Genomic DNA, 14,362 nt, shown 5'->3' with positions numbered 1-14,362 from the left:
AATTTGTTATTTATGTGTAGTTTTAATGCGTGTAGATATAACAAAGCTTGCAGGGAAATTTATGAACGAATAGTGGCCAAAGGAAAGAGCAAAAAATTGACTTTAATTGCCGTATGTAATAAGTTATTGAAACAGGCTTTTGCGATAGCAAAATCAGGACTATTTTATGATGATTCTCATAGAAGTAATTTAGTAAAAAATTAACCTAGATTTACTTGTTTTTTACCACAGTACTTTGTTGTGTGCAGTTATTTTAACCGATTTTTTAATGTTTCGACAACTGTCAGTAACAAATTTTGAACAGGTTCTAATAGCATTCTTTGATGTTCTTCAAGATTTTTATATCCGTGTACCAAATTGCATCTAACATTATATATTACGCTTAATACTGCTTTTGCTCTGATTGAATTATCTTGTTCATTCACTAAATTTTTAGATAACTGTTTGTCAAATTCTTCTTGACCAATTCCGTCTTTTAAATTTATATGAAATATTTCGTTATCTATTAAATCCGAGATTGCCTTGATATCATCAATTCTATTATCATCTTTCAAATTATCAATTATCAAGTCTGCACCAATAAAATCTCTTACAAAAACTGTTGCTTTTTCATAATCAGAGATTCTATTCAGTTCTTTATTTTTAGCTTTTTCAATTCTAAAAGCATCATTGTAAAGTCGATTGTAAATTGGATATAAAGTTTGAAACCTATTAAAAAAATCGGTCAGTTCATCTCCGTTAATTTTTTTCAATTCCTTTTCCCAATTATTTATATAGTCTATTGTCTCGTTAGTCATTATTTTTCTTTCAGATATTTTTTAAGGTCTTCTGCTAATATTCCGCCTGTTATAAGTTTATCTATTAAGTCGTCTGGTAATATAAACCAAGTTGAATGTCCGCGTGAATTTGGTTCTCCCAAGCATACATTTTTTCCGCTAATTTTATCTTTATCGTGAATTTCATTCTCGGTAATATTCCAACGCACTCCAATTACGTCATTTCCGTTCCATTTCAGTTTAGCCACAGAATACTCGCCAGGAACTGCACCGCCATTGTACAAGACAGTTACATTTTTTACATTTTTCCTCGGGCTTAATACGTTCGCTGGGTTATTTATTCGATACGGCATTTTTCAAATTTTTAATGTTTAGCAGAATGTTTGTTTTAATTGCACACAACATGCGAATAAACGCATGGCGTTTATCTACACTATATCACTACTTCAAATATAACTAAATTATCGGTCTTCTAAAACAACAAGAATGGCAAAGAGCAGGGGAGGGAACCACAAAACCTAAAGCGACTTGTCTCCTATGATAGGGCCGCAAAGAGGGTAAGGCATCAATAAAAAACCCGCTTTAATAGCAGTTTTGCCATTGCTAAATCAGGCTTGCCATACTAGGAAGAATGGGGCCAAATTTAATGTAGAAAAGAGTTGGTTTTTATTTACTTTAATAACTTTAAACTCATCTTTTGATGGATCATCTTACTTTGCTAAAGACAGGATAGGGAAGTGATAGGCAAGAAAATTTACTGCAGTAGTTTTTTATTAAGTTTGGTCATCATGACTTCTTCTCGCTTTTTTTGGTATATTTCGTTGAGTTCGCGGGAGTAATCATCGAGTTCTTGGGAAGCCTTTTGTATAAATTTACTATACTTTCTAAGGTCTTTTTCATTCAAATTCTTCTCTTCCTGTAATAGGTTGTTAATCCCCAGCAAATTGGCCACGGGACGACGGAGTACATGCGATAGATCATATACTATATTTTCCATTGCTTTTTCATATTCTAAATGGCTGGTAATGTCTTCAATGTTTCCATACCAAGTTACACTTCCGTCCTGATGTAGCTCTGGATTTACTTTTAAAAGGTGCCATTTATTTTCGCAGTGGTTGAGTTTATATTCAATGACTTGTCTTTTTTTACTGTTAAGTAATTCTTGTAGGTGAACTTTAAATTTTTCACGATGCTCCGGATGAATAAGCTTGATAAACCACTCCGGTCGCTCAATAAATTTCTGAGGGTCCTTAATCATGGGGAATAATTTCTTGATGCCCCTGCTCACAAACTCTATTTTTACCTTATCGGAAGAAGGATAGAACTTTAGCTGAAAGATTAAATGAGGAACGTGATCGGTAAGGTTTTTTAACTTTTGAGCATTTTTGGCAATGGTATTTTGCTGATCTAATAAAGCTCTTCTATCGTTTAAAAATTTCATGACTTTATCCCCAATAATTTTTAAAGATTTTTTTTGGTCTTCATTTAAACAATAAGGTTGCTCGTGCAATACACTTAACGTACCCAGTACATGGCCGTTAGGTGATTTTAACGTAACTCCAGCATAATAATTTATGGTTTGTGTACCTAACGCCAAGGGTTCGCTAAAATGTTCATCTTCCGCAAGGTTTTTCACTTCAATAAAATGATAATTACCCTTTAAAATATGCTCTACAAAAGGATGCCGATTTTTATATTGGTTAATTTCTAAGCCTACTTTGGCTTTATACCAATTCCGATCTCTATCTATAAAACTAATTAAGGCAAAGGGGGTATTACAGCTAAGCGCAGCCAATTCGGCAAAATCATCTAATTCTTTTTCTTGTGGAGTATCCAAGATTTGATAGGTATATAATTCTTTGAGCCTATTCGATTGTTTCATGGTTACTCATTTAGGAATTACTAAAACTATTTAAAACAAGATAGAAAAGCAAATTAATTCAGGATTTATATTTTTTTTGGATATTTTGTTGAAATTATCATAGTAAAAAACATAATAAGGTGTTAATTTAATAATCGCTAAACCTTGTGGAATGAGATAGATAGAGATCATTAAAATACTAAAATTTACATGGAATAACTTGTTAGTTAATGGACCTCAGTTGAGGCTTACATCTCCTAATTTAACGACAGCTCTATAAGAATGCGAAAAAAACAGGAAGTTTTAATGAGGGAAAAGGCGTGCCAAGATAGATAAAGTAAGAAAACCTTTCCTCATGAATCAACTAAGCCTCTGCTTTTTAAAACAGAGGCTTAGTAGTAACTCAAGGATAAAGCTAAACTATAGCAGAACCCTTGAAAATTTTTCTTCTAAAGTAAACATAAACAGGATCACCTTAAGCTTAGCTTGAAGACAAGCTCGTTTTTATAACTCTTATGCTTTGACTACCATTTTTCCTTTGTTTTTCCCATCAAATAAATCGATAAAAGCTTGAGGGATATTCTCAAAACCTTCTACGATGGTTTCCTCATAATGAAGTTGATCTTCTTGTAGCCATTGGGCCAATTGTTGGGCAGCTTCTTTAAATTTATCGGCATAATTGCTTACAATAAAGCCTTGCATTAATGCACTGTTCTTTACTAAAAAAGGCTGTACAGCTAAAGCTTTTGGAGTTTCGGTTTTATTATAAACGGCAATAGCACCACAAATAACGATACGTGCCATTTTATTGATATGAAAAAGTACAGCATCAGAAATTTCGCCGCCTACATTATCAAAATAAATATCTACACCATCAGGACAGGCTTTGCCAATTGCTTCTTTCATATTTTCGGTAGTTTTATAGTTAATACCACCATCAAAACCAAACTTGGAAGTAAGCATTTCTATTTTTTCATCGCTTCCGGCAATTCCTACGACTTTTAATCCAAGTATTTTCCCTATTTGCCCAACGACGCTTCCTACAGCTCCTGCAGCGCCCGAAACCAATAAAGTTTCGCCTTTCTGGGGTTGGCCTATTTCGTTTAATCCTAAATAAGCCGTAAGACCAGTAAGCCCTAAAATACCCAAATAAGCAGAGAGTGGGGCTTGATCAGGATTTACTTTTTGGAGGTTATCGGTACTTACTACTTGTTTCTTTTTCCAAGCCATATTTCCCGATACATAATCTCCTTCTTTAAAGTTTTCGTGTTTAGACTCGAGTACTTTAGCAACGATATTAGAACTTATAGGTTCATTCAGCTCAAACGGAGGAACGTAGGATTTTTCATCTCTCATCCTTCCGCGCAGGTAAGGATCTACAGAAACGTAGAGCGCTTCTACTAAAAGTTCCTGTTCACCGGGAGTACCTACTTCTTGTTCTACAAATTTAAAATCAGATTCCTGAGGTTTTCCTTCAGGACGGTTGTTCAATAAAATGGTATTGCTCATCTTTTTTTATTAAAGTTAGGGCTTTCTCCTTAGCTTTATTCATAAATAAGACGGTTTAAAGTTTGTTTAACAAGGGAAACAATAGGGGAGCGTAGGTTGTAGGAAATAGGTGTGAGGTATTAAGAAAAGCTTAGTTCGTGTTTAAGAGTTCACTAAGGGGGGTGCCGTCTACTTCTACCTCTTTTAAAACCACCGATCCATCTTTTACAAATACCACTGCATAAACATTTTTGGTAGAATCTAGCGTCATCTCCCGTTGAAGTTTTTCCGCTTGGGGAGCTTTAAATTCATTCATATAAAATTCGTCAAAAGGATAATTTAGCTGTATGCTGCAATCCCGCGTATAGTGACTGGAGCGGACTTTAAAATAGTTATTTTTACCGGTATTGGGAGCGTTGGGGTGAATGGATTTTATTTGAGCATAGCCTGTTTCATCGGTAGTAAGCAATACATAAATCTCCTGTCCGGTCATCCAAGGTTCTATATGGGGAACGGTAAAGGAATCTTCCTCATAGATCAAGCGAATGTATTTTCCCTTTAAGGGGTGCGAAGGGTCAATGGGTTTTATTTTAAATTTATAGGATTTCCCGGATACAAGAATTTCTTCTTTTTCCCAAATCATATGAGCGGGTATATACCACTGGGCGATTACCATCACCATAAATAAAGGCAAGAGTATTTTTTTATGCAGCATTTTGCTTTTTTCGTTGAAGGGTTAAATAATTTGCAGCAAAAAAACCGGCTCCCACAAGTAGAAATAAAACTCCACGGACGATAAAACTTAAATTGGTATCAAAAAACCGGCAAATAATTAATACAGTAATAATGCTAAGCCCAAAGTTAAGAATCCCAAAATGAGGTTTTTTATTGCCTAGTCGAATGGTATATAGCCCTAAAATTAATAAATATATATTGATGATAACGGCCCCTAAGGAGAGGTGAATTCCTGTGAAAAATATACCTATACAAATGATATAACTGATCTGATAAGGGGATATTTTAAAAACTTTTTTTGTCTGGATATATTGTTGCACTATAAAATAACCTGCTGCCAAGCTAAAAGCCAAGCCTAGTAGAAATTCTGGGGAAGTAAAAAAATTATGTGCGAGTAGTTCTGAGCTAAAAGATTTCCAAATACCATCCCTAAAACTTAATATAAATAATATCACCAAGGTGCCACCATATCCCACAAACGCATAAGCTACTTGAAGACTGGATGTACTTTTAAATGTATTGATCTTGGATAGCCCTAAGAAAAATGCAAACATGCTTAGGTAGGTAATGTAAATAAACGGTTGATGTTGATGGGAAAAAGCACCTAAAACCATCAGCAACGATAAAGCGATCCCCCAGCTCTGGAAGGCTAACGCATGGGTGTTTTTACTTTTCTTAATTACATGATAACCATAAAAAGGAAGTATAGCTATCAATAAAAGCCCGTATAAATAGGGTGGGGCGGTAGGATAATTAAAATATCCTACTAAGAAAGCATAAAAGGTGATCCAACCAAGGTAGAGTAAAAAAGCGATACTGGAATTTAATAAGTAAATGAGCGGTAAGGCCAAGAGCATCCACGTAAGCATAAAACTTTGGGAATCACCTTGAATATGATAAATCTGACTCACCAAGGAAATACTAACACCAATGGCCAAAAATAAAAAAGACGCTACGCCTTCCCGCCAAGCGATATGGGTATATTTCTTAAACATCACATATAAGGCAAGAACTTGCCCTATAGCGAGGGGGATAAATGCAAAAAAGCTTTTAAGGCCAGTAGAAAAATTGTCCCAGTTATGAGCAATAATTAAGATAATGCCCAAGCCTATCAAGATTGCTCCTAAAACACCGAAGATGATATAGAGTTGGTTGGGGGAACTTTGGTTTTTTTGAAGGTAATAGTGCTTGATCTTATTAGCAGTTTCAGTACTAATAACATTTTGTTCGATCAGTTCTTCTAATTCGTGATAAATTTTCATGCGATAGTTTGAAGGGGCTAGGCATACTCAAATATACTATTTTACTTGAATTTGAATAAAGATGGCCACCTCCAGCTTCCGTTATTTTAAGGGATTTCAAATAAAGTTTTAAAATAGATAGCCTACCGATAGCATGACGACTGAGTTTTTATAGGAATAATCTTCAAACACTTCTTGTAGCCCATAAACATAGCGGGTCTGTACAAATATTGCATGGTTAAAGTAATAACTGAGCCCTCCAGCAAGGCCTAAATCTGTACTATTAGGATCAGATTCAATTTCTTCTCCATCAATACTGGTTTTATCACTTACCAAAAAACTAATTTGCGGACCTATTTCTACGCGTAACTTTTTAAAGACTATAAGTTGAGCTACCAAAGGCACTTCTAGGTAAGAGAGTTTACTTTCGGTATAATAGCTTTTAAAACTTCCTGAACCTATTTCAGTTTTCGTAAATGCCCCGCCCTTTTGAAGATAGTGTAACTCCGCCTGCACCGCAAAAATATCGGTTGCTTGATAATTCACCAATCCTCCTACTTGAAAACCATGAAGATCTGTATTGGTAGAATTTTTGGTGTGAAAACCACTTAGGTTAGCCCCTGCTTTAATACCATAAGTCCAAGGGCTTTGAGCAAATAAGCTCACTGAACTGAATAAGACTAAAAGAATAAAGTAAGTTTTTTTCATAAAAAATTAGTTATAGTAAGATTAGTAGTTTAACTCTTTACTGACTTCTTTCCAACGTAAGAGTTCTTGTTCTCGGTTTTTTAAACGTTTGTAAGCGCGCTGGTCTTGCCAAGCGAATATAAAATGGGCAATTATAGCCACGCTACAATAGCCGATAAAAATACAAATTACTAATTGATAGTAGGGGAGATCACTAAGTGCCAATGCTGAAGTTCCGGAACCTTTATAGCCGGTATGATAAAAAGGAGAAGTGAGCGAAACAAATAATCCTATCACTAAAACTTTCCATTTATTTCTAATAAAATAATGACGTTCTTGAAGATTGACAGCTATTTTGCGTTGTACTGCTTCTAACTCTTTTTCCCTAAAAAAGCTCATATCTTTTACGTTGTATAGGGACGAAAATAAGTATTTTTTATAAAATTCTATTTTGATTAAATGGAAAGGAAGATGTACTTCAAGTAAGCTATAAATTTTCTGAGCATACATTATTGACAACCCTCTAGAAATATAAAAGATTATTTTTTCTAAGTAAAGCCTATAAATTTTTTAGTGCCTTCTAATGCTATAACTATTAAAACTTCTAGCGGCATTCATCTGCTGAAGCCAAAAAACAAAAGGGATAATAAATAATACGGTTCCTATCAATCCAAAGGCTAACCAGATCACTATAGAAAGAAGGGTAGAAGCTCCAAAAGCAATAAATAAGTGAAAACTGTTTACTTCTGCACGAATTTTATGAAGTGGTTTTTTCTCTAATTTTTCACAATGTTGACAGTTTACCTGCATTTCGTCACCATATTTCATTTGTAATTTTCCACGATCGGTAGCAGAGGATTTAATCTTTATTTCTTCTCCGCATCCGGAACAATGGGTATATAGTTTCATAGGCTTAGTGTAGGTGTATTAGGTGAAGTTATAAAGTAACATAATTTTTAAAAGGCATCGATTTAAAACTTTATTAAAATAAAAAAACATTTTATGCCGTTAATCCAAAAATTAGTTTCACCTTTGTCACTTAATAATTAATATTTTATAATGAATAAAGGAACAGTAAAATTCTTTAACGAAAGTAAAGGATTTGGATTTATCACCGAAGAAGGTGAAGAAAAAGACCATTTTGTACACATTAGTGGATTGGTAGATGAAATTCGTGAAGGGGATGAAGTAAAATTTGACCTAGAACAAGGGAAAAAAGGATTAAATGCAGTTAACGTAGAAGTTATCTAGTATATTCTTTTATAAACGAGTAAAGCCTATCTAATTTTAGATAGGCTTTTTTTATGCGCTATCATTTCTAAAATAGAATAAAAAAAACAGGGTTTATCGCCCTGTTTTTTTTATTTATCAAGAGAGAAATAATCTTTTATTTCAAGTTATATTTCTTTAAAATGACTTTATCATTTGTAGGATCATAAGTTTCTACAATAAAGTTTCCATCATTATCAAAATAACCAAAGGCATTTTCGTTCTCTTTTACTAAGATATATGATTCACGATCGGGCATTTTTCTAATTTTCCCATAAATTTTGGTTTCCCCATCTTTTTGCTGATGCATCATATAACCATTAGCATCAGGTTTAATGATGTAGTTCTTACCGTCACTAATAAACGTAGTTGATTCAATGATCTTTACTGGATCTCTTCTTACGGCTTGATTAGTTTGATTATTGTTTTCTACCTCTAACTTTTGTTCGGCAGTATATTTTTTTTCTTTAATAGCTACCTCTTCTCCCTTCGAAGATTTGACTTTTGTTTTAGTAGTGACCGTTTTTGTCATTTTATCTTCGTTTTGGGCAAAACCAAAAGCGAAGCTGATTAAGGCTATACTTAAAATTAATTTTTTCATAATCAATTGTTTATAAAGTTTGATTTCAAAATTAGGGCAAGAGAATGTTAAAATCTGGTAAGGGAAGGCTAATATTTAGCTAAACTTTATTTGTAAGGCTTCTTGTAATTAAAGGTCTAAAAAAGTAAATCAAATTGTATATTTGTCGCTGGTTAAAAAAATATAATTGAATGAAAGCAGGTATTGTAGGCTTACCTAATGTAGGAAAATCAACATTGTTTAATTGTTTATCCAATGCAAAGGCGCAAAGTGCTAACTTTCCGTTTTGCACCATAGAACCTAATATTGGAGTGGTAAATGTACCAGATCCAAGGTTAAAAAAATTGGAAGAGTTGGTGAACCCGCAGCGAGTACTTCCCGCCACAGTAGATATCGTAGATATTGCCGGTTTGGTAAAAGGAGCCAGTAAAGGAGAAGGTTTAGGAAATCAGTTTTTAGGGAATATTAGGGAAACCGATGCCATTTTGCACGTATTGCGATGCTTTGATAATGATAATGTAGTTCACGTAGATGGAAGTGTAGATCCCATTCGTGATAAAGACACCATAGATATGGAGCTTCAACTTAAAGATTTGGAGACCGTAGAAAAGAAATTAGAAAAAGTAAAAAGAGCCGCCAAAACCGGAAACAAAGAAGCCCAGAAAGAAGAAGCTACTTTATTAAAGCTAAAGGAAGGCTTGGAGTCCGGAATCTCTGTAAGGGCTATAGCTATAGATGAAGACGATAGAAAGGAATTTGTTAAACCCTTACAATTTATTACCGATAAACCGGTGATGTATGTATGTAATGTAGATGAAGGTTCGGCTGTAACTGGTAACAAATATGTAGAACAAGTGAAGGAAGCCGTAAAGGATGAAAATGCAGAAGTATTGGTGTTGGCCGTAGGCATAGAAGCAGATATTGCTGAATTGGAAGATTATGAAGAACGACAAATGTTTCTAGAAGATGTAGGTTTAGATGAACCCGGCTCAGCAAAACTTATTCGTGCCGCCTATAAACTATTGAATCAGCAAACTTATTTTACAGCCGGAGTGAAAGAAGTAAGGGCTTGGACCGTTAATGTAGGAGCTACAGCACCCCAGGCCGCAGGGGTTATTCATACCGATTTTGAAAAAGGATTTATTAGAGCAGAAGTGATCTCCTATGAAGATTATGTTAAGTTTGGTAGTGAAGCAAAGGTAAAAGAAGCAGGGAAATTAGGAGTAGAAGGGAAAGAGTATATTGTGAAAGATGGAGATGTGATGCATTTTAGGTTTAATGTTTAATTTTTATAGTATATTGTATTTCTATAGAAAAGCCAATAGAGTATAGCTATTTGAAAAAAAATATTTTCATACTATTATTTTTAATGCAATTGACTTCGATTGCACAGGAAAATAAAGTTTCTTCAGATTCATTACGGTTTTACTTAAATAAAGCATATGATTACAATACCCAAGCAGATTTTGTTAAATCTGTTCAAACCGGTAGAAAACTTTTAGAAAAAGCCTATCAACAAAATGATTCGGCTTACATAGCAGAAGCCTATTATCTGTTGGGTTTTAATGATGAAACGGTACAAGATTATGATGGGGCTAAGGAAAAATACCTTAAAGCCTTAAAAATTGCTGAAAATATAAAAGATAGTACTTTAATCATCGATATCTATAATGAATTAGGAAACTTATACTCTCAAAACGACAAAAAATTTGAAGAATCTGAGAAGTACTATTTAAAAGCACTTGAATTATCTAAAAAGCTTCAACGTCCTACCATCTATTTTTATATAAATTTAAGTTGGAATTATCTTGAGCGAAATCTAATCTCCAAAGCGCGTGACTATATTCCTTATTTAAGAGATTACTTAAAGCAAGAAACCCCTGAGCTTTCAGAGGATAACAAAATTATTAATATAGCAAATATTTATTTTGTATTGGGTTGGTATGAAGGGAAAATTGGTAATACCAATTTAGGCTTAAACTATCTCGACAAAGCCATAGAAATAACGACCAAAAATAAATTATACGAAGAAGCCAGTGAGGCCTATAAGCAAAAAGCTCTATTGCTTAAAGCAAATGGAGAACAAGAAAAAGCTTATGACAGTTTAGAAAAGCATGTAGAATATTACACTAAATTATTAAACAAAAAAACTTTAGAGAAGCTACAAAGCGAACAAGTAAAATACGAAGTTAATGAGTATGAAAGGGCTTTAGCCACTTCGCAAAAAGAAAAAGAGTTGGCTAAATCGGTAGCTGCCTCTAAAAATAAGTTAAATATTCTTTTTATTGTCTTATTAGGGATTTTAATAATCTCTATTTTTATAATCTATAAGGCTTATCAAAATAAAAAACAACTCAATAAAAACCTTAACGAAAGTAATGCAGAGTTAATTAAAGCTAAAAAAGAAGCAGAAATTGCTGTTGAAGTAAAAGCGAGCTTTATCTCTAATATAAGTCATGAACTAAGAACACCACTTCATGGAGTAGTAGGGATCACTTCTCTTTTATTAGCAGAAAAAAATATTTCAGAAAGCAATAAAGAATTGCTTAGATCATTAAAATTTTCCGGAGATTATTTATTAGGGCTTATTAGTAATGTTTTGCTAATGAGTAAGATAGATAATAAAAAAATAAAGGTAAAACCAGAAGCCACCAACTTAAACAGGTTGGTGGAGAATATAAAAAGTGCCGTTAAATTTTCTGCAGATCAGAACGAGGTAATGGTCAATTTTGCCATCGATAAAAATGTTCCCCCTAAAGTGATTTTAGATGGGAAAATGGTTTCTGAAATTTTGATTAACCTGGTAGAAAATGCGACTAAATTTGCCAAAGGAGGTCAGGTAAATGTAATGATTAAAAAAGTAGTGAGTGAAGAACACATAGAAAACCTAATGCTCCGATTTATTGTAGAAGATGATGGAATAGGAATTCCAGATGATAAAAAAGAGCTTATTTTTCAAAAATTCTCTCAGGTAGTAGTAAGCAAGAATGGAATGGAGGGAGGTTCTGGAATAGGTTTGTCTATCGTAAAAAGCTTATTGCTCCAATTAGGCAGTAACATTCATTTAGAAAGTGAGGTGGGAAAAGGTTCTACCTTTTATTTTGATTTACAAGCTAAGCTTCCATCCAAAAAGGATGGGGTTGTAATTCAATCAGATCAAATGATTGATAAATACAACGATAAAAAAATACTGTTGGTAGAAGATAATGCCATTAATAAAATGGTTATTGAAAAATTCTTATCCCCCTACAATTTTAAAGTAGATACCATTACCGATGGAAAGGAAGGCTTTAAAGTTATTCAAGAAAAAGATTATGATATCGTTTTACTCGATATTAATATCCCTTCTATGAATGGTTACGAACTAGCAAGAAAATCTAGGGAGTTAGGGATAAAAACACCTATTATTGCCGTCACCGCTTCTGAGTTAAGTGAAATAAAAGATGACGTGTATGCCGCAGGAATGGATGATATTCTTATCAAACCATTTCAAAAAGAAAAGCTTATCAAAAAAATTGGTAAGCACCTCGGTTAATCCGTCAATAACTTTGTTAATTATTTTTGGAAAAAGGGGTTTCTAAATTCCCTTAATCGTACTATATTAGCCTACATTCCCTAACATTTATGACTGAAGAAACAAAGTACACAGAAGAAAATATACGTTCGCTCGATTGGAAAGAGCATATTAGAATGCGTCCAGGTATGTATATTGGAAAACTGGGCGATGGTTCTAGTGCAGATGATGGTATTTATATTCTATTAAAAGAGGTCCTCGACAACTCTATTGATGAATTTGTAATGGGATCTGGGAAAACCATAGAGGTTTCCATTCAAAATAACCGTGTCATTGTACGCGATTACGGAAGGGGAATTCCCTTAGGAAAAGTAGTCGATGTTGTCTCTAAGATGAATACCGGAGGTAAATATGACACCAAAGCCTTTAAAAAGTCGGTAGGATTAAACGGGGTGGGAACCAAAGCTGTTAATGCCCTTTCTAATTATTTTAGAGTAGAATCTACCAGGGACGGAAAATCTGCTTCTGCTGAATTTGAGCAGGGGAACCTCACCAATGAAGAGTTTTTAGACGAAACTTCCCGAAGAAAAGGAACCAAAGTTACGTTTACTCCTGATGAAGTCATTTTTAAAAACTACAAATACAGAAATGAATATGTAGAAAAAATGCTGAAAAACTATGTGTACCTTAATCCCGGGTTAACCATAGTTTTTAATGGCGAAAAATTTTATTCTGAAGACGGATTAAAAGATTTACTTTCCGATAGTATTCATGAAGATGATCGGATGTTTCCCATTATTCATTTACGGGGAAACGATATAGAAGTAGCGATCACCTACAACAAATCACAATATAGCGAAGAATACCATTCTTTTGTAAATGGTCAACATACCACACAGGGAGGTACCCATCAATCGGCTTTTAGGGAAGCTGTGGTAAAAACCGTTCGGGAATTTTACAATAAAAACTACGATGCTTCCGATATTAGAAAATCTATTGTTTCTGCCGTGAGCATTAAGGTTATGGAACCGGTTTTTGAAAGTCAGACCAAAACAAAGTTAGGCTCTACAGACATGGGAGGTGAACTTCCTACCGTAAGGACCTACATCTTAGACTTTGTCAAAAGAAACTTGGATAACTATTTACATAGAAACACAGAAACCGCTGAAAAGCTACAAAGAAAAATACTTCAGGCAGAGCGCGAGCGTAAAGACCTTTCCGGTATTCGAAAACTGGCAAAAGAGCGCGCTAAGAAAGCGAGTCTTCATAATAAAAAATTAAGGGATTGCCGCGTTCATTTAGGAGACGTAAAAAAACAAAGAAACTTAGAAACTACCCTTTTTATTACAGAGGGAGATTCTGCAAGTGGTAGTATTACCAAATCACGCGATGTAAATACCCAAGCGGTTTTCAGTTTAAAAGGAAAACCCTTGAACAGTTATGGCTTATCTAAAAAAATTGTTTACGAAAATGAAGAATTCAATTTACTGCAAGCCGCTTTAAATATCGAAGATTCATTAGACGATTTACGATATAACAATATTGTTATTGCGACCGATGCCGATGTAGATGGAATGCACATCCGTTTATTATTAATTACTTTCTTTTTACAGTTTTTTCCGGAATTAATTAAAAAAGGGCATCTATATATTTTACAGACTCCCTTGTTTAGGGTGAGAAACAAGAAGGAAACCATTTATTGTTATTCTGAAACAGAAAAACAACAAGCCATCAAAAAACTCAATGGAAAGGTTGAAATCACACGATTTAAAGGATTGGGTGAAATTTCCCCTGATGAGTTTAAACATTTTATTGGCGACGATATAAGGTTAGACCCTGTAATGTTAGATAAAGACACGGGAATAGAAGAATTACTAAGTTTTTATATGGGTAAAAACACCGCTGACCGTCAAGGTTTTATTATTGATAATTTGAAAGTTGAATTAGATGTAGTTGAAACCAATTAATTACAAAAAATGAGTTTTAATAATTGTAATTTAGATACGGATCGATTTTTATTTATATTTTTTTGAATATGATGGGGAAGCCCTTTGTTTTAGATGTTTAGGTATTTTTAGTTCAGAAAGAATTAATTACCACAAAAAAAGCAGAGTTTCCCAGTGTTAAATTAAAAGTTATATTATTATAAAAAGTTGTATGTCTATGTAAAATACAGTAGAATACCTAAAAAGTAACAAAAATATCTTTCGA

The 14,362-nt window shown here is 33.8% G+C and carries 14 protein-coding genes and 1 pseudogene; 5 read left to right on the top strand and 10 right to left on the bottom strand.

Annotated features, from left to right (window positions below; translation table 11 throughout):
- A pseudogene (locus FVB9532_RS19790) lies at nucleotides 1-204 on the top strand (IS110 family transposase); the annotation flags it as partial.
- Between the two features lie 44 nt (nucleotides 205-248).
- Here FVB9532_RS19790 and FVB9532_RS17945 read toward each other — a convergent pair.
- The 9 genes from FVB9532_RS17945 to FVB9532_RS17905 form a co-directional block, all read right to left on the bottom strand.
- Entirely contained in the window at nucleotides 249-797 is a 549-nt protein-coding gene (locus tag FVB9532_RS17945) for a hypothetical protein (RefSeq protein WP_150546563.1), read from the bottom strand.
- Nucleotides 797-1,129 (bottom strand): hypothetical protein, encoded by a 333-nt coding sequence (locus FVB9532_RS17940; RefSeq protein WP_150546562.1) that lies wholly within the window; start codon nucleotides 1,127-1,129, stop codon nucleotides 797-799. The genes FVB9532_RS17945 and FVB9532_RS17940 overlap by 1 nt, the downstream gene beginning before the upstream one ends.
- Before the next feature lie 401 nt (nucleotides 1,130-1,530).
- The gene (locus FVB9532_RS17935) at nucleotides 1,531-2,658 is read right to left on the bottom strand and encodes a hypothetical protein (protein ID WP_150546561.1); all 1,128 of its coding nucleotides are present in this window, start codon (nucleotides 2,656-2,658) and stop codon (nucleotides 1,531-1,533) included.
- A gap of 492 nt (nucleotides 2,659-3,150) precedes the next feature.
- Nucleotides 3,151-4,146, bottom strand: a complete 996-nt coding sequence (locus FVB9532_RS17930) for an NADP-dependent oxidoreductase (protein WP_150546560.1) — start codon at nucleotides 4,144-4,146, stop codon at nucleotides 3,151-3,153.
- 130 nt (nucleotides 4,147-4,276) lie between these two features.
- Entirely contained in the window at nucleotides 4,277-4,840 is a 564-nt protein-coding gene (locus tag FVB9532_RS17925; protein ID WP_150546559.1) for a GDYXXLXY domain-containing protein, read from the bottom strand.
- Complete coding sequence (locus FVB9532_RS17920) at nucleotides 4,830-6,122, bottom strand: DUF2157 domain-containing protein (RefSeq protein ID WP_150546558.1); 1,293 nt, start codon at nucleotides 6,120-6,122, stop codon at nucleotides 4,830-4,832. The genes FVB9532_RS17925 and FVB9532_RS17920 overlap by 11 nt, the downstream gene beginning before the upstream one ends.
- Before the next feature lie 108 nt (nucleotides 6,123-6,230).
- Complete coding sequence (locus tag FVB9532_RS17915; RefSeq protein WP_150546557.1) at nucleotides 6,231-6,809, bottom strand: porin family protein; 579 nt, start codon at nucleotides 6,807-6,809, stop codon at nucleotides 6,231-6,233.
- A 21-nt stretch (nucleotides 6,810-6,830) separates the two neighbouring features.
- The gene (locus FVB9532_RS17910) at nucleotides 6,831-7,187 is read right to left on the bottom strand and encodes a hypothetical protein (protein ID WP_150546556.1); all 357 of its coding nucleotides are present in this window, start codon (nucleotides 7,185-7,187) and stop codon (nucleotides 6,831-6,833) included.
- Nucleotides 7,188-7,358: 171 nt separating this feature from the next.
- Entirely contained in the window at nucleotides 7,359-7,697 is a 339-nt protein-coding gene (locus FVB9532_RS17905; RefSeq protein WP_150546555.1) for a hypothetical protein, read from the bottom strand.
- A gap of 150 nt (nucleotides 7,698-7,847) precedes the next feature.
- On the opposite strand from FVB9532_RS17905, the gene FVB9532_RS17900 reads away from it, so the two are divergent.
- Nucleotides 7,848-8,039: a cold-shock protein gene (locus FVB9532_RS17900; protein WP_150546554.1), complete on the top strand. Its 192-nt coding sequence runs from the start codon at nucleotides 7,848-7,850 to the stop codon at nucleotides 8,037-8,039.
- 136 nt (nucleotides 8,040-8,175) lie between these two features.
- Here FVB9532_RS17900 and FVB9532_RS17895 read toward each other — a convergent pair whose 3' ends face one another.
- Entirely contained in the window at nucleotides 8,176-8,658 is a 483-nt protein-coding gene (locus tag FVB9532_RS17895) for a hypothetical protein (RefSeq protein WP_150546553.1), read from the bottom strand.
- Nucleotides 8,659-8,828: 170 nt separating this feature from the next.
- Here FVB9532_RS17895 and ychF point away from each other — a divergent pair, with 170 nt between their 5' ends.
- The 3 genes from ychF to FVB9532_RS17880 all read left to right on the top strand — a co-directional run bounded on the left by ychF (nucleotide 8,829) and on the right by FVB9532_RS17880 (nucleotide 14,118).
- Nucleotides 8,829-9,923, top strand: a complete 1,095-nt coding sequence (gene ychF / locus FVB9532_RS17890) for a redox-regulated ATPase YchF (RefSeq protein ID WP_150546552.1) — start codon at nucleotides 8,829-8,831, stop codon at nucleotides 9,921-9,923.
- Between the two features lie 83 nt (nucleotides 9,924-10,006).
- Entirely contained in the window at nucleotides 10,007-12,172 is a 2,166-nt protein-coding gene (locus FVB9532_RS17885) for a tetratricopeptide repeat-containing hybrid sensor histidine kinase/response regulator (RefSeq protein WP_194716577.1), read from the top strand.
- A gap of 89 nt (nucleotides 12,173-12,261) precedes the next feature.
- On the top strand, nucleotides 12,262-14,118 hold the full coding sequence (locus tag FVB9532_RS17880; protein ID WP_150546550.1) for a DNA topoisomerase IV subunit B: 1,857 nt from the start codon (nucleotides 12,262-12,264) through the stop codon (nucleotides 14,116-14,118).
- Nucleotides 14,119-14,362 lie beyond the last annotated feature (244 nt).

It is taken from the genome of Mesonia oceanica (assembly GCF_902499555.1).
Taxonomy (GTDB): Bacteria; Bacteroidota; Bacteroidia; order Flavobacteriales; family Flavobacteriaceae; genus Mesonia; species Mesonia oceanica.
Note: the sequence above shows the minus strand (reverse complement) of the source record. Positions and strands in the feature narration are given on the sequence as shown.